The sequence below is a fragment of the Catenuloplanes nepalensis genome (assembly GCF_030811575.1).
Classification (GTDB): Bacteria; Actinomycetota; Actinomycetes; order Mycobacteriales; family Micromonosporaceae; genus Catenuloplanes; species Catenuloplanes nepalensis.
Map to the genome: position 1 here is coordinate 9,120,216 of NZ_JAUSRA010000001.1, position 17,802 is coordinate 9,138,017.

13 protein-coding genes and 1 pseudogene are annotated in these 17,802 nt (G+C 67.2%); 4 read left to right on the forward strand and 10 right to left on the reverse strand.

Annotated features, from left to right (window positions below; translation table 11 throughout):
• The first annotated feature begins 17 nt into the window (after positions 1 to 17).
• Positions 18 to 7,715 (forward strand): ricin-type beta-trefoil lectin domain protein, encoded by a 7,698-nt coding sequence (locus tag J2S43_RS39755; protein ID WP_370881720.1) that lies wholly within the window; start codon positions 18 to 20, stop codon positions 7,713 to 7,715.
• A 21-nt stretch (positions 7,716 to 7,736) separates the two neighbouring features.
• On the forward strand, positions 7,737 to 8,450 hold the full coding sequence (locus J2S43_RS39760; protein WP_306838369.1) for a hypothetical protein: 714 nt from the start codon (positions 7,737 to 7,739) through the stop codon (positions 8,448 to 8,450).
• A gap of 358 nt (positions 8,451 to 8,808) precedes the next feature.
• Here the strand turns inward: J2S43_RS39760 and J2S43_RS39765 are convergent, their stop codons facing one another.
• From J2S43_RS39765 to J2S43_RS39800, 10 genes and pseudogenes are all read right to left on the reverse strand, one after another.
• The gene (locus J2S43_RS39765) at positions 8,809 to 9,990 is read right to left on the reverse strand and encodes a transposase (RefSeq protein ID WP_306838371.1); all 1,182 of its coding nucleotides are present in this window, start codon (positions 9,988 to 9,990) and stop codon (positions 8,809 to 8,811) included.
• A gap of 262 nt (positions 9,991 to 10,252) precedes the next feature.
• On the reverse strand, positions 10,253 to 10,405 hold the full coding sequence (locus J2S43_RS39770; protein ID WP_306838373.1) for a hypothetical protein: 153 nt from the start codon (positions 10,403 to 10,405) through the stop codon (positions 10,253 to 10,255).
• Positions 10,406 to 10,479: 74 nt separating this feature from the next.
• Complete coding sequence (locus J2S43_RS39775; protein ID WP_306838375.1) at positions 10,480 to 10,929, reverse strand: hypothetical protein; 450 nt, start codon at positions 10,927 to 10,929, stop codon at positions 10,480 to 10,482.
• Positions 10,926 to 11,360, reverse strand: a complete 435-nt coding sequence (locus tag J2S43_RS39780) for a hypothetical protein (protein ID WP_306838377.1) — start codon at positions 11,358 to 11,360, stop codon at positions 10,926 to 10,928. The genes J2S43_RS39775 and J2S43_RS39780 overlap by 4 nt, the downstream gene beginning before the upstream one ends.
• Before the next feature lie 23 nt (positions 11,361 to 11,383).
• Positions 11,384 to 11,521 (reverse strand): LuxR C-terminal-related transcriptional regulator, encoded by a 138-nt coding sequence (locus J2S43_RS42410; protein ID WP_370881823.1) that lies wholly within the window; start codon positions 11,519 to 11,521, stop codon positions 11,384 to 11,386.
• Positions 11,522 to 11,529: 8 nt separating this feature from the next.
• Positions 11,530 to 11,931, reverse strand: coding sequence for a response regulator (locus J2S43_RS39785; RefSeq protein ID WP_306839763.1), 402 nt, complete (start codon positions 11,929 to 11,931; stop codon positions 11,530 to 11,532).
• A gap of 121 nt (positions 11,932 to 12,052) precedes the next feature.
• Positions 12,053 to 12,229 (reverse strand): annotated as a pseudogene (locus J2S43_RS42415) (DUF5615 family PIN-like protein); the annotation flags it as partial.
• 23 nt (positions 12,230 to 12,252) lie between these two features.
• Positions 12,253 to 12,612 (reverse strand): hypothetical protein, encoded by a 360-nt coding sequence (locus tag J2S43_RS39790; protein ID WP_306838379.1) that lies wholly within the window; start codon positions 12,610 to 12,612, stop codon positions 12,253 to 12,255.
• A 102-nt stretch (positions 12,613 to 12,714) separates the two neighbouring features.
• Positions 12,715 to 13,278, reverse strand: coding sequence for a Uma2 family endonuclease (locus J2S43_RS39795; RefSeq protein ID WP_306838380.1), 564 nt, complete (start codon positions 13,276 to 13,278; stop codon positions 12,715 to 12,717).
• A 53-nt stretch (positions 13,279 to 13,331) separates the two neighbouring features.
• Entirely contained in the window at positions 13,332 to 14,330 is a 999-nt protein-coding gene (locus J2S43_RS39800) for a hypothetical protein (protein WP_306838382.1), read from the reverse strand.
• 97 nt (positions 14,331 to 14,427) lie between these two features.
• Here J2S43_RS39800 and J2S43_RS39805 point away from each other — a divergent pair, with 97 nt between their 5' ends.
• Together J2S43_RS39805 and J2S43_RS39810 are read left to right on the forward strand one after the other, a co-directional pair.
• Positions 14,428 to 16,353: an acetoacetate--CoA ligase gene (locus J2S43_RS39805; protein WP_306838384.1), complete on the forward strand. Its 1,926-nt coding sequence runs from the start codon at positions 14,428 to 14,430 to the stop codon at positions 16,351 to 16,353.
• Positions 16,354 to 16,653: 300 nt separating this feature from the next.
• Positions 16,654 to 17,799, forward strand: a complete 1,146-nt coding sequence (locus tag J2S43_RS39810; protein ID WP_306838385.1) for a glycosyltransferase family 4 protein — start codon at positions 16,654 to 16,656, stop codon at positions 17,797 to 17,799.
• The last annotated feature ends 3 nt before the right edge of the window (positions 17,800 to 17,802 follow it).

The window sequence follows — 17,802 nt, forward strand, 5'->3', positions numbered from 1 at the left end:
GGCGGGAGTCGACACCAATGCGTTCCACGGGTCTTTGGCGGCGTCGCGCCCGCACCCTCCTCATCGGCGTGCTGACCACCACGCTGGTCGTCACCGGCACGCCCTCGCAGGGCCTGGCTCTCCCGCCGGACAACCCGGCGCGCGGCCAGAGCGCGGTCGACCTGCCGAAGCTGCCGGAGATCAAGCCGCTCGCCGAGAACGAAGAGGCGCGGAAAGACCTCACCACCAAGCCCGAGAACGAGATCGAGCCGTACGTACCCAAGGCGGTCACGCCGTGGCAGGCCGGTGCCGGCGAGGTCGACCTGACCGGGGTCAAGGCCGGCGAGTCGTTGCCGATCACCGGCACCCCCGTCTCTCTCGGCGTGCCGGAGGGTGGCGACCCGGCCGCCCTGGCCGGGCGGTGGGAGGTCGATCTGGCCGCGCCGGAGGCGTCGCAGACCGCCGGCGTACCCGGTCTGATCATGAAGGTCACGCCGCCCGCCGCCGCGGACCCGGACGCGTCCGTCGCCCTGAGCGTCGACTACACCACCTTCGCCGACCTGTACGGACCGCAGGCCGCCGACCGGTTCGGCATGATGCTGCTGCCCGACTGCGTCTACGACGCGCCGACCAGCGGCGACTGCGCACCGAGCGAGGACCCCGCCCCGGCGGTGCGCAGCGACGTCGAGGTGATCCCGCCCCCGGCGAACGCGCGCAGCACCGCCGCCGAGCGTCGCGTCGTCACCGGCACCGTGCCGCTCTCCGGCCTGCTCGACGGCGCCCCGGCCGGGAACGCCCGCGCCGCCGCCGCGTCGTCCGGCGTGGTCGGTGCGCTGGACACCGGCGCCTCCTCCGCCGGCGACTTCACCGCCACGCCGCTGCTCTCCTCCGGCTCCTGGGCCGCGGGTCAGTCCTCGGGCGCGTTCACCTACTCGTACCAGGTGCACGTGCCGGAGACCGCCGGTGGCCTCAACCCGAAGGTCGCGCTGGGCTACTCCTCGCAGACCGTGGACGGGCGCACGTCGGCCACGAACAACCAGGCCTCCTGGATCGGCGACGGCTGGGACTACAGCGCCGGCTCGATCACCCGCACGTACACCAGCTGCGCCCAGGACTCCAAGACTCCGAACGCCAACAACAAGGACCACCGCTCCGGCGACATGTGCTGGGGCTCGCACAACGCCACGCTCTCGCTCGGCGGCTCGACCACCGAGCTGGTCTGGGACGACAACAAGTGGACCACCGCCAACGGCGACGGCTCCGTGATCACCCAGGTCAAGGACAACTCGAGCGGCAACGGCGCCTGGCGCGGCGAGTACTGGGTCGTCACCACCCGGGACGGCACCAAGTACCACTTCGGCCGCAACCGGCTGCCCGGCTGGACCGACGGCAAGCCGGTCACCAACTCCGTGCTCAACGTCCCGGTCTTCGGCAACCACGCCAACGAGGACTGCTACCAGCCGAAGTTCGCCGACTCGTCCTGCTACCAGGGCTGGCGCTGGTCGCTCGACTACGTCGAGGACCTGCACGGCAACGCGATGAGCTTCTGGTGGGAGAAGGAGGGCGGCCACTACGCCCGGAACTTCGGCTGGAACAAGCCGGTCGCCTACGACCGCGGCGGCTACCTCACCCGGATCGACTACGGCCAGCGCGCCAGCTCGATCTTCTCCGCGCCCGCGCCGGCCAGCGTCGCGTTCTCCGTCGCCGAGCGCTGCTTCGACGAGGACGGCCTGACCTGCACCGACGCGAACTTCGCGTCGAAGGACCCAGGCAAGTACCGCATCTGGTACGACACCCCGGCCGACCTCAACTGTGTGGCCGGTAAGCAGTGCTGGAACGCGAACCCGTCGTTCTACTCGCGCAAGCGCCTCGACAAGATCACCACCTCTGCCCAGCGGTACGAGCACAGCACCGCCCGGCAGACCGTCGACGAGTACCAGCTCCGCCAGTCGTTCCCGGTCCTGAAGACCGGCCCGAACACCGCGCTGTGGCTGGAGTCGATCCTGCGCACCGGCTACGACCGGGCCGGCGCCGCCGGGCAGAAGATCACGCTGAACCCGGTCCGGTTCGAGTCCAACCCGGAGGACATGCCGAACCGGGTCAAGGACGACAGCCGCCCCAGCTTCTCCCGCCTGCGCATCGCCCGGGTCATCAACGAATACGGCGGCGAGACCGTCGTGTCGTACAAGGCGCCCGCGGGTCAGTGCACGACCGGTCAAGGTCTGCCCGGCAAGAACGACACCGCCGCCCTGAAGTCGAACAACCGGCTCTGCTACCCGACCTACTGGCACCCGGACCCGGCCGTCGAGGACATCGACTGGTTCCACAAGTACGTGGTCGAATCAGTAGAGGAACTGCCGAACGTCTCCGGCGCGCACGGCACGAAGACCTCGTACGAGTACGACGGCCCCGCCTGGCGCCTGGCCGACGCCGAGTTCTCCAAGAAGTCCACCCGGACGTACTCGCAGTTCGCCGGCGTCGCCCAGACCACCGTGCTGTCCGGCGTCGACGACCCGGCCATCGGCAGCCGCCGCACCAAGGCCGTCACCCGCTACTTCCAGGGCCTCGGCGACGACCGTACGGTCAAGGACAGCGCCGGGGCGGAGATCGCCAAGGACCGCGAGCCGTTCGCCGGCCGGGTCGCGGAAGAGCTGACCTACTCGTCCGCGACCGCCGCGGACGACGACTGGCTGACCCGTTCCGTCACGTACCCGCAGGCCACCGAACTTGCCCGTCGCAACCGTGCCGACGGGGTCAGCCCGCTGATCGCGTGGCGGATCACCGAGCCGCGGCAGAAGTCGTGGGCACGATCGTCCGGCACCGGCGACGACAAGCGCACGATCCGCGAGGTCGAGACCAAGACCAGCTTCGAGGATACGTACGGGCTGCCGACGCAGATCGAATCGCTCGGTGACACCGGCAAGTCCGGCGACGAGTCGTGCACCAAGACGACCTACTACCACCAGACCAGCCGCAACCTGATCGGCCTGACCCAGGAGATGCTCGCCAGCCCGACGCTGTGCGAGAACGCGACGTGGACCGACCTGAAGTCCCTGGCCGGCGGCGGACGCACCGCCTACGACGGCAAGGCGTTCGGGATCGCCCCGGCGGACAACTCGCGCGGCCTGGTCACCGAGACGTTCTCGCTGAAAGCGGACGGCACCGGCTTCCAGTCCGGCGGCACCACCGAGTTCGACGCGATCGGCCGGGTCATCGCCACCACGGACGTGGACGGCAAGAAGTCCACGATGGAATACCGCCCGGCGACCGGCCAGGCGTTCTGGATCACCACGAAGAACTCGCTCGGCCACACGCAGACCCAGGAGGTCGAGCCCGGCCGCGCCACCACGCTCAAGACCACCGACCTGAACGGTCACGTCAGCGAGGCCCGCTTCGACGCGCTCGGCCGGCTGGTCGAGGCCTGGTCCCCGGGCCGCACGCCGACCGCGACGACACTGCCGGACTTCAAGGCCGTCTACACCACGCCGGCCGGTTCGCCGCCGTATGTCACGACGTACACGCGGGGGCATGAGAACCGGACTCAGGTGTCGGTGACGTTGTATGACGGTCTCGGCCGGGAGCGGCAGTCGCAGGAGGAGGCGGTCGGCGGCGGCCGGCTGATCACCGACACGCTGTACAACAGCTCCGGCGAGGTCTGGCAGTCCAACAACGCCTACTTCACGACGGGCAAGCCCGAGGGCTCGCTGTTCACGCCGCTGGCGGACACGGCCATCCCGAACATGACGCGTTACACGTACGACGGCATGGGTCGTGTTCTTGAGGAATTGCCGGTTTTGAACGGTGCGGCGAAGCCGGAGCGGGCCACCCGGTACGAGTACGGCTTGGACCACTCGACGGTGATCAACCCGGCCGGGTCGAGCTCCTACCGGATCTGGTCGGATGCGAACGGTCGCACGACGCGGATCGACACGTTCACGGATGCGGCGCGGACGACGTTTACGAGCATGCGGTACGAGTTCGACACGCGTGGCCAGATGGTCAAGGCGTTGCATTCGGAGGATCCGACGCGGCCGTGGTCGTGGGGCTTCGACCAGCGCGGCCGGATGGTCACTTCGTCCGACCCGGACGCGGGCACGTCGACGACGACGTATGACCACCGCGACCGGCCGGTCACCACGACGAACGCGCGTGGGGTGACGACGTGGACTGGTTATGACGAGTTGTCTCGTCCGGTCGCGCAGCGGCTCGGCTCGGCGACCGGTGCGCTGCTGGCCGGCTACACGTATGACAGTGCGCCGGGTGGTGTGGGTCTGCCGGCGTCGGTGACGCGGTACACGAACAATGAGGCGTACACGCAGACGGTCGGGGGTTACACGACCGACTATCAGCCGACGTCGACGACGCTGTCGTTGCCGCAGTCGGTGGCGGATTCGTGGGGTTTCAAGACCTCGTACACGTATGCGTACTCCTACACGGACACGGGTCTGCCGGAGTCGTCGGTGCTGCCCGCGGTGGGGAGTCTGCCGTCGGAGAAGTTGCTGGTCCGGTATTCCAACGACGGCCTACCACTGTCGGTGTCCGGTCAGGACTGGTATGGCACGGAGACGGTGTATTCGCCGTACGGGCAGGTGGTCCGGTCGACGTTGGGTTCGCAGCCGTACCGGGTGTGGGCTTTGGCGGATTATGACGAGGCCAGCGGTGAGCTGAAGACGAGTCAGGTCTACCGCGAGCAGACCGGTAACAAGCTGCTGGTCTCCGGCAACCTGGTCTCCCAGCGCAGCTACGCCTACGACGCGGCCGGGAACATCACCGACATTCGTGAGCACAGCCTCGGTATCGACGAGCGGCAGTGTTTCACGTATGACGCGCGTGGCCAGTTGACGAAGGCGTGGACGGCGAAGAGTCAGGTCACGTGTGCGCCGGGCCCGGTCGCCACGGATGGCGCGGTGCTTGCTGGTGCGGGTGTGGACAAGACCGGTTATTGGCAGGAGTACTCCTACGACCTGCTCGGCAACCGTACGAAGCTGGTCGAGAAGGATCTGACCGGTGACACCGGCAAGGACGCGACGACGACCTACTCCTACGGTGCTGCTGACGGCGGTCAGCCGCGGACGTTGACGAAGGTCGGTAAGAAGTACACGACCCCGGCTGGTGCGCAGGTGACTGCGGAGGCGACGCGCCTGTATGAGCTGACCGGTGAGACGAAGTCGGTCACGTCGATCCAGAACGGTGACAAGCAGGAACTCTCCTGGACGTACGACGGCCAGATCGAGTCGATCACCGGTCAGGGCGGCACCGGTAAGACCGAGTATGTGGGTCTGGCCGGTAAGTGCCTGGACCTGAAGTCGGGTGTGCCTGCGGCCGGTGTGCCGATGCAGTCGACGGCATGTAACGGCACCCTGGCGCAGAAGTTCTCCTTCAACCCGGCGCCGGGTCAGTCAAATCCGAACCTGGGGACCCTGTCGATCCTTCAGGACTGGTGCGTCGTCCCGGCTGGTACGACCGCGGGTTCTGCGCTGCAGGTGCAGAAGTGCGACGATTCCGCTGCTCAGCGCCTGACTCGTAACGCTTCCGGTCAGCTGACTCACCAGCCGTCCGGCTTGTGCATCGCGGTCCAGAACACGTCGGGTGTGAACGGCACCCCGATCGTCCTGGCCACCTGCGGTACCGGTGCCGAGCAGAAGTGGGAGCCGCAGAACCAGACCCGGCACATCTACGGCCCCGGCGGCTCGCGTCTGATCACCGTCCAGGGTCGCCAGGCCACCCTGATGCTCGGCGAGACCACGCTGACGGTCCAGACCGGCGGTGTGCAGGTTTCGGTGCAGCGCAACTACGCCGCCCCCGGCGGCGGAGTCATGCGCTACACGAACGCGTCCGGTTCCGGCATGGTCGCCGTGGCTTCCGATCCGCAGGGCACGCCATCTGCCGAGGTCGCTTTGGCGGACGGCATGGAGACCCGGATCCGTAAGCAGGACCCGTTCGGCAACCAGCGCGGTGTGGCCACGCTGGGTTCGAAGATGGAGACGAAGGCCGGCTACCTCGGCGCCACCCCGGACGATGCGTCCGGTTACGTGCCGCTGGGTGCGCGTCTGTATGACCCGGTCGTCGGCCGGTTCTTGTCCGCCGACCCGCTGCTGGACCTGGCCGATCCAGTCCAGAACAACGGCTACTCCTACGCCCACAACAACCCGATGACCCTCTCCGACCCATCCGGTCTGTCGGTGGCGTTGTCGGCGTCGGAGATGGACGCCGCCTATAAGGGTGCGGGTCTGTCCACGGCGCAGGTGGCGCAGGCGCAGGCGGCAATGAACTCATCGCTGGTGTCGGTGATCCTGGGTGCTGCGTGGAACATCCTGGCCGAGTTCCTGGGTATCAACGACGCGATCAACTGCTTCGGCGGTGACATGTGGGCGTGCGGCAGCCTGATCATCGGTGCCGTCCCCTGGGGCAAGATCGCCAAGATCCCGAAGATCGCCAAAGCCATCGACCTCACCATCTCCGCCATCAAGGCCTGGCAAACCGCCCGCAAGATCGCCGAACGCGTCATGGCCGCCGCCAAGGCCGCCGAAGCAGCCTTCATCGCGGCTAAGAAGCTTGCTGCGGAGAAGGCGAAGAAGGCAGCTCAAGCCGCAGCGAAGAAGGCCGCCGATCTGGCGAAGACCGCCAGCGCCAAGGCCGCTGACATGACGAAGAAGACCGGCAACCCCGCGCAAAAGAGCTCTCAAGCCAAAGCCAACCCAAGCGGCTCCTCCGCCGCCGATAGCGGTGGTAAGAAGCAACCTTCCAAGGCGGATAACGCTAGTGGTGGCGGCCGTGGCGACGGTGGCGCCAGCGGTGGAAGTCGCGGCGGTGGAAGTGGCGGCGGTGGAAGTGGCGGCGCTGGAAATGGTGACGGTGGTAGTTGTCCCAGACCCGGCAATAGCTTTATCCCTGGTACGGAAATTCTGATGGCGGATGGTTCAAGTAAGTCAATCGAGGGTGTTGAGCCCGGAGATGAGGTTTGGGCGGCTGATCCTGAAAGCGGTGAAGCTAGCGGAAAGGTTGTCACCGCCACAATTTCTGGTGCTGGAGCCAAAAACCTAGTCAAGATTTCCATTGATGGTAGTGGGCGGGATTCCGCGACCGTCGAGATAGTTGCTACCGATGGCCATCCTTTCTGGGTGCCTGAACTCAATCAATGGGTGGACGCGGCTAACCTGCAATCCGGGCAATTGCTACAAACCGCGGCCGGCACGTATATCCAGATATCTGCAATAGACCGCTGGACGGAGTTTCAATCCGTTCACAACCTAACTGTTGCCGACATTCATACCTACTTCGTGGTTGTGGGGGACTTGTCGGTCCTCACGCACAATCAAAGTTGCATGACGCCTCAAGAGGGTCTTGCTGATGCCGCGGAAAAGCTCGACATAGTTCAGGCGGCAGATCCAAACGTACAAGTGCTTGCGAGGCTCGACGTTGGCGGCCAGTCGTTCTTTGATGTCAATGCGCATGGCCTAGACGGGTATCCGAGACCCGCCAGCGTCATGCCCCAGGCCATGACCCATGCGGAGTCTGGCGCTTTCATTAGAGCTGCGAACGCCGGTGTGCGCGGTGGGGTAGGTGTACTATACGTTGCTGGCTTAATTCCGTGCCCGTATTGCAAGTCAAGTCTAGGTGGATGGGCAAAGCATCTGGACTTGGATGAGTTGGTCGTCTATGGCCCTAATGGGCTTATTGGAGTTTACACAAAGGCTAGTGGCAAGTATAGGACGCTTGATAAAGGAAAAAACTGACAGTCTTGGAGGTTGTGCAGCATGATTCAAGTTCCCGAGGAGCTGGAACTGATTGACCGCAATCCCCTCCGAGTTTGCGAGCTCGCTGCGAGCTTCCTTCTGGATTGGGGCGTGGTGCCCACCGTGACTCTGAATCGAAGTTATGAGGCCCGTGTCGATGAGGCTGAAGTAAGGCTCGGGTTTTCCCTGCCGTTAGCCCTCCGTTGGCTTTTGTCTCATATTGGTTCTGAGCATCCGGTAGTGGGGCGGCAGGATCCTCTAGTTTCTGCTGAGAATCTGGAAGTTGATGATGATGGAGTAATTGCTTATAGGATGGAAAACCAAAATTCCGCTAGATGGGGATTTCGTGTGGACGGCCAGGCTAATTCCGATCCGCCGGTGGTATGGAAGAGGGCGGGGCGCGCTGGCAGGTGGAGAGCGTATACGGACCGCCTTTCGATCGATTTACTGGAGCTAACCCTAAGTGAATCAATGCTCATTTCCGGCGGAAATTTGCTGCACGTAGAGGGCCCCCTGGACGGCCTTGGTGACCTTGAAGGGCTATTGTCGGTGGATATTCCAAGCCATATATTTTGGGCGATTCCTGATGGGCCTCCTGTTAGATGGTATGCGTGGCGTGATTGCATTATTCGCGACGATGGTGGCGCCTGGTATTGGGTTTTCGGTCGTACGCGGCAGGCGGTGCAGAGTTTTACGGCTTTAATCCCGGCGGAATGGGAGCATCTGGCGGACTAGTATCACGCAGGCATGCAAGTGATTGGCCTTAGTCGTGATGGTGTCGGTACCTCATTCCGGGGCTATGGTGCGTTGAGATCGTGTGCTATCGGCCATGTAGCCCGATCGCAACCAGCTAGATGAACGTCCTATAGATCTCCATTTGTCCAATGGTGGCATAAGGCTCGGTTCGTTTCCTTGCTGCTGGCCTCGGCAAGGAGAATGACACGGCCTCACCTAATTCCGCTCCCACGCACCTGTCTGACCGCGATGGCCGATGACATATGGTGATCGAAATCTACGATCCGGTGTGCGTGATTCGCCACGGCCCCGGCGTTGTTCCGGATTGAGGGGTTCTGTCCGTGTTGACCTCGATTCGTCAGAGGGTTTTGATCTCCGCCCGTCCGGTTCGGCTTGACCGTTTTGTCCCTGACTGGTGAGGGTGGTAGGACCGCGTGTCGTGCGAACGGTGCAGCACGTCAAGGAACTGCGGATGGTGAGAGCCGGCCACGCCGTGGAGGCGGCGGATGTTGGTCGCGACGACCTGGTATCGCCAGCCGGTGCGTTTCTCCAGGTCGGTGAGCTTTTTCGCGTGCCGGGCGGTGGGCCTGGTCCGGCGCACGATCAGCCGCAGCCCTGGGGTCCAGGACTCGACCCGCTGGTTGAGGCCGGTCAGTTCAGCGGCTTGGGCCTGATCGGTGGCGGTGCCGTCCTGCTGCAGGCTGTCGGTCCATGCGGTCTCGAGCAGGGCGGCGATCGCGGTCTCGTCGACGTCGGTGATGGTCCAGCCGACGGTGAACCTCACGGTGCGCCACAGCCGGTTCATCTGCTCGATGTGTGCGAGCAGGTCGTGGGTGGCGCCGGCACCGTCGATCCGGATGAGGATCTTGCGCCGGTAGGCCACCGGCAGTTGCGCGATCGCGTCGCCGAGGACCCTGATGTGGTCAGTGACGGTGTTCGAGCCGGCGTTGCCTGATCGCAGCAGCATGGCCAGGGACTCGCCGGTGTTCGCACACCATGCCCCGAGCGGATGGAACCCGAACCCGCGTTTGCACGTGGCGGCCGCGCCCTGCTTGTTGCTGTGAGCGGTGATCAGGGTGGCATCCAGGTCGATGATCACCCACCCGGAAAGGAGTTTCCCGGCCACCGTCAGCCAGGGAAACCCGGCCGGGCGGCGGGCCAGCAGGTCCCAGACCCGGGCGCGGACCTTCGCCCTGGCTCTACCGATCCGCTTCAGCCCGGCCTCGTCGAGCCCGGCCAGGGCCCGCCGGACGGTCGCTTCCGACGGCGGATCACCGAACACAAGCCCTTGATGGGCGAGCAGCCCGATATCGGACATGCTCGTCGCGCCGCAAACGATCGCCACCGCCAGGGAAACCAGGACCGTGCCCCGATCCCACCAACTCGGCCCCGCGCCTCGGGGCAGTATCCGATTCAACCCGCCGGTCAGACCGGTCCGGTCCGCGCATTTACGCAGCAGCACCGCACCCGCGTGACCGACCAGACCCTTCCCACCCGAGCCGACGACCAGCCGCTGATCCCACCCGCTACCCTTGCTCACCAGGAAGGTGCACCCGATTCTACAGTGGATATGACCTAGACAATCACATCCTTGCAGTTCAGGTGCACCTTCCCTTCATCGCCCCTCGATGCGACGCATTCAGTCTGAATAGCCGAGGTCGATCGGTCAGTGAGGCGCCCAGCTGTACTCCGGCAGCATCGCCACGGCTACGCCGCAGACCTTCACCATGGCCTCCCCACCGCCAGAGCTAAACCGGCTTCGGAGTCCACCCCGCAGCCGAAGCCTCGAGGTCGTGCGCTGCTCACCGGCCCATATCCACCAGATTGGAGCCGGCTTCGCTGTTACGGAGCTGATGCCCGCCACCAGGTGAGTAGGCGCCATCCAAGGAAGAGGCCGAGCCGTGGATCAGTGAGCTCTTCTTGGAGCCGCCCACGCCGGTGACCACGACCAGCACGCGCTCGGCTTCGCGCCCACTCGCCGCAACCTGAATGCGCGCCCACAACGACGCGCATTCAGGCGGCTGCGCGATCAGGGGCTTGGCGGCGGTGATTGTGGCGGCAGCGATGGCCTGCCCGGGAGCACCACGTTGTACAGATCGGCCCAGCGCACGTTGCCGGCTGCGTCGTAGGCGCCGACCGAGATGCCGAACGTGATCGATGTCCAGGCCGGTTGGGCGGTGTAGATGAAGCTTGGGGTCGTGGTGGTGCCGGCCAGGCGGTACGGCCAGCTGTACGGGAATGTGCTGTAGACCCGGTAATGGTCCACACTGACGTTGTCCGTTGACGCGTCCCAGGTCAGCTCGAACGTGTTGTACGACGTCAGGGTCGCCGTCAGGTTGCCCGGCTCCGTGGGCTGCTCGGTGTCCGGGTCGTCGGTCCGCGCCCACTCCGGTCCTGCGGACGCGGGTGCGGCGATTGCGATCGCGGCCAGTAGCCCGAGGGCGAGAAACGCTGCGGTGAACGTCCTTGTTGTTTTCATGCGCGCGAATGTGCCGTCGTCGGCCAGCCCGGCGGCGGGAACGGTGGCGGCGCCTGTGGCACGGTCACCCAGATGTCGGCGTAGGCCGAATTCATGGCGGCATCATAGGCCTGGACCGTTATGCCGTAGACGCAGGGCTGGGCCGAACTCGCATAGCCGAAGAAGGCGAACGTCGTGTCCGTCGTGGTGCCGCGATGGAAGCGCGGCCAGTTCCAGCTGCACTCGGTCGAGTAGATCCGGTAGTAGAGCAAGCCCACGTTGTCCGTGGAGGCGTCCCAGGACAGATGGATCCCGCCTGGGCCGAGGGTGGCGGTTAGATTGCCGGGCGCGGTGGGCCGTTCGGTGTCCGGCTCGGGGTCGGTGGCGGCGAATGCCGGTGCCGGCGTGAGAAGCAGCACGGCGGCGGCGATAATCGCGGCGAGTCTCTTCATGAACGGGAATCTACTCACGACAGTCAGCGTGAGCTACGTGCTGCTGATTGCCGACAATGATGCCGCTCGGCGTATCCGGCGGCCTCGGTGCGATTGCATGCGCCGATCTTCGCGAACGCATTGTTGATATGGGTCTTAATGGTCGCTTCCGTGACGAACAATGCCGCTGCTATCTCCGATTGGTCCGGCCTGTCGCGAGGTGACCGGGCACTTCCGCTTCGCGCTGAGTGAGGCCGTCTGGCGGCTTTTCGCGCGCTTTCGGAGGAGCGGGACGGTTGACGGCGTCGGTCAGTCGGGCGGAGACCGCCGGTGCGAACATCGCCTGGCCGCCGGCCGCGGCCCGCAACGCCATGGCGATCTCGGCCCGGCCGGCGTCCTTGGTGAGATAGCTGCGTGCCCCGGCCCGCAGCGCGCCCGCTATCGACTCGTCGTCGGCGTAGGTGGTCAGCACGACCACGGCCGTGTCCGGGAAGCGGGCGGTGACCTGTGCGGTCGCCTCGGCGTCGTCCATCGTGGGCATGCGCAGGTCCAGCAGGACGACGTGCGGGCAATGGCGGCCGACCCGACCCAGCGCTTGGGCGCCGTCGGCGGCCGCGCCGACGGCCTGCTCGTGAAGAGGAGTCCGGCTGTGGCGGCGTTGGCCTGTAAGGCTCGAAGCTGGAGCGGCTGGAGGTCCTGACGTCCTCGGTCAGCAGCCAGCAGCGCTGTGCTGCCGCCCACGAATAGACTTCCTCGTCCGGCATGGCCCGCATCTCCGGGCGCTCGGCGAGAGCGAGCACCCGGTGTCCCCGATCGCGGGGTGCCGCCGCTATCGCCTGGGAGAACATCTGGTCGAGGAGCAGCTGCGGCGAATCCGGCGGCTCGGTCACGCGATCAGCCTCTGCTGGAGGGTTCAGGCGCGCTCGGCGCGCAGTGAGGCGGCGTCGGCAGCCTCGATCTCGCCGTCGATCTCGTCGCTGTAGTCACCGTAATAGTGGACCGCCGACGTGACGCGGTTGACGTCGATGGAGAAGACCTCCGCGGCGGCCGTCAGCGCGGTGGGGCCTCGCTCGTCGATCTCACGAAGGAGCTTGATGATCTCCCAGACGTCGGGGCCGTAGGCGATGGCCGCTCGGCGGCCGGATGGCCCTGGCTCGAAGGTGATGCCGGGATGTTCGGCCATCCGCAGACCTTCGTCGACCAGCCGGTTGGCGAGAGCGGACGCATTGTGGCCGGCCTCGGCCGCGGCGGCGAGCCGAAGCCGCTCGTGCACGGCTTCGTCGAACCGTATGGAGCGCGGGGTGGTTTTCAGGGCTACCTCGCAGCCGACCTCCTACAGGCGCTCGGTCAGCTCGCTGTGGGTCAGCCGGTGAAGTCAGATCTGACCGAGGTCGATCTCGATGGGGAAGGGGGCGGCCAGCTTCGCCGTGCCGGTGAAGACCTCGCCGTCGCGGTAGCGGCGGGCCGCCGGGTCGAGAACGTAGGTGTAAAGGATGGGTGCGCCGGTGGCGGCCTGCTCGACACGCCAGTAGAACTGAATTCCGGCCTTCGCGTACTGATCTGTCTTGACGATCCGGTCGGTCGTCTCGGAACCGGGAGAGACGACCTCGACCACGAGGAGCACCTGCTCGGGTCGTGTCGGGGTGACGTCGATCGTCTCCGCCCGGTACACCGTCACGTCGGGACGGCGGTTGTTCAGCGGTACGTCCTGGAGCCGGACGTCGAAGCCGGTGTCAGCGTTCCAATCCGAGCCCGCGGCGTCCAGGGCGTTCGCCAGGAGTCTGGCCAGGCGGTTGTGCCGCTTTGATGCGCCGGGACTCACGAGAACCATCCCGTCCACGATCTCGACGCCTGCGCACTGCTCCGCCGTCCACGTCGCGTATTGCTCAGCTGTCACCAGCCCATGCATCCAGTCTGGCGCGACCATCTCTACGGTCATACACACCTCCTGGAACGTGACCGGCCGCCGAATTCACGATATCGCTGAGCGATCTAGCCTGGGGTCTTGGTGCGGTTGGCCGGGCCGGCCGGGGGCTGGGACCACGGGGACTCCGGGCGGCGGGCGGACGGCACCGGCGGCTCCTCCGGGGTGGGCCCGTCGGGGTCGGTCGGTGCGGGCCGGCCGGGGGCCGGTGTGCGGTCGGGGCCGGCCGGAGCCGGCTGCGGTGCGGGCCGCGGGGCCGGTGAGGGCGGGGCCGGCGGCGTGGCGGTTCCGGTCGGGCGCTTCGTGGCCGGGCTCTCCACCACCGGCCCCGGCACGGCCACGCTGGCCAGGGTCAGGGGCGCGGCTGGCTTCGGGGGTGCGGCGGGCTTCGGGGGTGCGGCGGGCTTCGGGGGTGCGGCGGGCTTCGGCGGTGCGGCGGGAGGCGCGGACGGCCCGGAAGACGCCGAAGCGCCGGGCTGCCCGGACGGCGCCGGCGCCCCGGCGGCGGGCACCGCTCCCCCGGAGGCCGGCGGCGCGACCGGACCGGCCGGCGACACCGGCCGAAGCTCCTGCGTCACATCGTTCGACCCCGACACATCGGCAGCCTCATCAGCATCCGGCGCGACCGAAGCCTCGGCCACCGGCCAGCGCCGCCAGCGCTGCACGCTGAACGGTGCCACCAGCAGCAGCACCCCGAGGACCGCCAGCGTGCCGTTGTCCAGCGGCACGTGCAGCGGCACCGGGCGGTCCAGGATCACCCAGTCGTTCGGCAGCGCGTCGCGGACCGCGAGCGGGTCGATGAACGTGGCCACATACCCCGAGATCAGCAGCAGCCCGGCGACCAGCGGGCCGGCCGGGGAGATGCGCAGCGTGGCGACGATGCCGAGCAGAATGCCGGCGACGAGCAGGAACGCGGCGGGCTCGATCAGGTCGTGGGTGTCCCAGCCGCGACCGGCCGCCACCCAGCCGGCGATCAGCTCGGAGGAGGACGCCTGGCCGGTGGCGAGCAGGAGCCACGTCAGTGGTGCCGCCACCAACCCGGCTATCAGACTCCAGATGTGTCGCATAGCGCGCACCGTACCGTTTTCCGGCTTTCCGGTCATCTCTGGGACGCACCCCGAAAGTCCACTTACTCCTTAACGTTTATTAGGGCACCATCATGGCATGGGTACACCGCTGTGGTCACCACCCGCCGACGTTCGCGACAACAGCCGCGTCGGCGCCTATCTTGCCTGGCTGGAGCGGGAGCGCGGGCTGCGCTTCGCCGACTATCGCGCGCTCTGGGAATGGTCGGTCGCCGATCTCCCCGCGTTCTGGTCGTCGATCTGGGACCACTTCGGCGTCCACGCCTACGACCCGCCGCACGCGGTTCTGGCCGATCCCGCGATGCCCGGCGCCCGCTGGTTCCCCGGCGCCACGCTCAACTACGCCGAGCACGTGCTGCGAGCGGCGAACACGAGAGTGCTGGCGAGAAGCCAGACCAGAGCGCCCCAGGACCTGACAGTTCAAGACCTCAAAGACCAGGTCGCGAGGGTACGGGCGGGTCTGCGCGCCCGCGGCGTCCGGCGCGGCGACCGGGTGGTGGCGTACGCGCCGAACATCCCGGAGACGCTGATCCTGCTGCTCGCCACCGCCAGCCTGGGCGCGGTCTTCTCCTCCTGCGCCCCCGAGTTCGGCGTCCGCAGCGTGATCGACCGCTGGCGGCAGATCGCGCCGAGGCTGCTGGTCGCGGTGGACGGCTACCGCTACGGCGAGAAGGCGATCGACCGTCGCGCCGAGGTCGCCGAGATCCGGACCGCGCTCCCGACGCTCACTCACACCGTCATGATCACCTATTTGGGTGACAACGGGACGGACGCCGAGCCGTGGGCGGATCTGGCCGCGCCGACCACCGAGCCGCTGACGTTCGAGCCGGTCCCGTTCGACCATCCGCTCTACGTGCTCTACTCCTCCGGCACCACCGGGCTGCCGAAGCCGATCGTGCACGGGCATGGCGGCATCCTGCTCGAGCACCTGAAGATGCTGGCGCTGCACCATGATCTCGGCCCCGGCGACCGCTTCCTCTGGTTCACCACGACCGGCTGGATGATGTGGAACCTCCTGGTCTCCGGCCCGGCCGTGGGCGCCTCGATCGTGCTGTTCGACGGCAACCCGGCACATCCGGACCTGGGCGCGATGTGGCGGCTGGCCGAGGAGACCGGAACCACCTATTTCGGCACGTCCGCACCGTTCCTGATGGCCTGCCGCAAGGCCGGGCTGAAGCCCCCGAAGCTGGAGAGACTGCGCGGGATCGGCTCGACCGGCGCGCCGCTGCCGGCCGAGGGCTTCGACTGGGTCTACGACTCCGTGCACCGTGACCTGCGCCTGGACTCGCTCTCCGGCGGCACGGACGTGTGCACCGGGTTCGTCGGCGGCTCGCCGCTGCTGCCGGTGCGGTCCGGGCGGATCGCCTGCCGGGCGCTGGGGGCGAGCGTGGAGGCGTTCGACCCGGCCGGGAAGCCGGTGCTGGACCAGCTCGGCGAGCTGGTGATCACGGCGCCGATGCCGAGCATGCCGGTCGGTTTCTGGGGCGATGAGGACGGTTCGCGATACCGGGAGGCGTATTTCGACGTGTTCCCGGGCGTGTGGCGGCACGGCGACTGGATCACGATCGCGGAGGACGGTTCCTGCGTGATCACCGGCCGGTCCGACGCCACGCTGAACCGGGGTGGGGTGCGGCTGGGCACCGCGGAGTTCTACTCGGTGGTGGAGGGCCTGGACGAGGTCGCGGATTCGCTGGTCGTGCATCTGGAGGAGACCGAGGAGTTGCTGCTCTTCGTCGTACCCGCGAAGGATCTTGATCTTGAAGATTTGCGGGCGCTGATCAGAAAGGCGTTGCGGACCGGTCTGTCGCCGCGGCATGTGCCGGACGAGATTCACCCGGTCGGGTCGGTACCGCGCACGCTGTCCGGCAAGAAGCTGGAGGTGCCGGTGAAGCGGATCCTCGGCGGGACACCGGCCGGCGAGGCGGCCGCGAAGGGCGCGCTGGCGAACCCGGAGTCGCTGGCCGCGTTCGAGCAACTCGCCGCGCGCCGTGCCGCACGAAGCTGATGTGCGTTATATGCGAAATCGACGTCTGGATTGAACCGGCCCTGGTCACGGCGCCGGGACCGTTCATATTCCTCGGAGCGAGCCCATCAAGGTGTACGGAGTGTGACCGTTCTTGCTCGGCGCGATGAGGGCGGGCGGAAGATCCGCCAATGCCGTGTGAAGCGTGGATGGAAAGACCCCTTACGGTCGCGTCGTGGACATCGTCGCTGAACCGGATCGGCGTAGGCTTGCTCCGGCCGCGGCCCCCGATGCAAGCGAGGCCGCACCGCACGCACTACTGACAGATCGAGGAGTCGCCCTGTGACCGCCGGTCAACCGCCCCGCGTTCTCGTCGACGCCACCAGCGTCCCCGCCGATCGTGGCGGGGTCGGCAGATATGTCGACGGCCTGCTCGGCGCGCTCGGCGGCATGGTCGGCAGCGCCGTCGACCTGGCCGTGGTCGCGCTGCGGACGGACACCGAGCGATACGCGCGGATGCTGCCCGGCGCCGAGATCGTCGCCGCCCCGGCCGCGGTCGCGCACCGCCCGGCCCGGCTCGCCTGGGAGCAGACCGGCCTGCCGATGCTGGCCCAGCAGGTCGGCGCGCGGGTGCTGCACTCGCCGTTCTACACCTGCCCGCTGCGCGCGATGTGCCCGGTGACCGTGACCGTCCACGACGCCACGTTCTTCACCGAGCCGGAGCACTACGACAAGTCGAAGCGCACGTTCTTCCGCAGCGCGATCAAGACGTCGCTGCGCCGGGCCAACCGGGTGATCGTGCCCAGCAAGGCCACCCGCGACGAGCTGATCCGGCTGCTGGACGCCGACCCGACGATGATCGACGTGGCGTACCACGGGGTCGACCACACCGCGTTCCACGCGCCCACCGACGAGGAGAAGGCGCGCGTGCGGGCCCGGCTCGGCCTGGGCGGCATGCAATATGTCGCGTTCCTCGGCGCGAAGGAGCCGCGGAAGAACGTGCCGAACCTGATTCGTGGCTGGGTGCGCGCGGTCGCCGACCGGGACGACCCGCCGGCGCTGGTCATCGCGGGCGGTCAGGGGCACGACGACGACATCGACCGGGCCATGGCCGAGGTGCCGCCGCACCTGCGCCTGCTCCGCCCGGGCTACCTGCGCTACGCGGACCTGCCGGGCTTCCTCGGCGGCGCGCTCGTCGCGGCGTACCCGTCGTATGGCGAGGGTTTCGGTCTGCCGATCCTGGAGGCGATGGCCTGCGCCGCCCCGGTGCTCACCACGCCCCGGCTGTCGCTGCCGGAGGTCGGTGGCGACGCGGTCGCCTACACGTCCGAGGAGCCCGTCCGGATCGCGGCGGACCTGATCTCACTGCTCGACGACGAGCCGCGCCGGCGGACGCTGGCGAAGGCCGGCTTCGACCGAGCCAAGGAGTTCACCTGGGAGTCCAGCGCGGACGTGCACGTCGCCGCGTGGACACGCGCGGCAGCCTGACCG

What these genes read in the sequence shown, in the direction of transcription:
- J2S43_RS39755 (WP_370881720.1), top strand. Translation starts at nt 18, where the DNA reads ATGCGTTCCACGGGTCTTTGGCGGCGTCGCGCCCGCACCCTCCTCATC.
- J2S43_RS39760 (WP_306838369.1), top strand. Translation starts at nt 7,737, where the DNA reads ATGATTCAAGTTCCCGAGGAGCTGGAACTGATTGACCGCAATCCCCTC.
- J2S43_RS39775 (WP_306838375.1), bottom strand. Translation starts at nt 10,929, where the DNA reads ATGAAAACAACAAGGACGTTCACCGCAGCGTTTCTCGCCCTCGGGCTA.
- J2S43_RS39780 (WP_306838377.1), bottom strand. Translation starts at nt 11,360, where the DNA reads ATGAAGAGACTCGCCGCGATTATCGCCGCCGCCGTGCTGCTTCTCACG.
- J2S43_RS39795 (WP_306838380.1), bottom strand. Translation starts at nt 13,278, where the DNA reads ATGACCGTAGAGATGGTCGCGCCAGACTGGATGCATGGGCTGGTGACA.
- J2S43_RS39800 (WP_306838382.1), bottom strand. Translation starts at nt 14,330, where the DNA reads ATGCGACACATCTGGAGTCTGATAGCCGGGTTGGTGGCGGCACCACTG.
- J2S43_RS39805 (WP_306838384.1), top strand. Translation starts at nt 14,428, where the DNA reads ATGGGTACACCGCTGTGGTCACCACCCGCCGACGTTCGCGACAACAGC.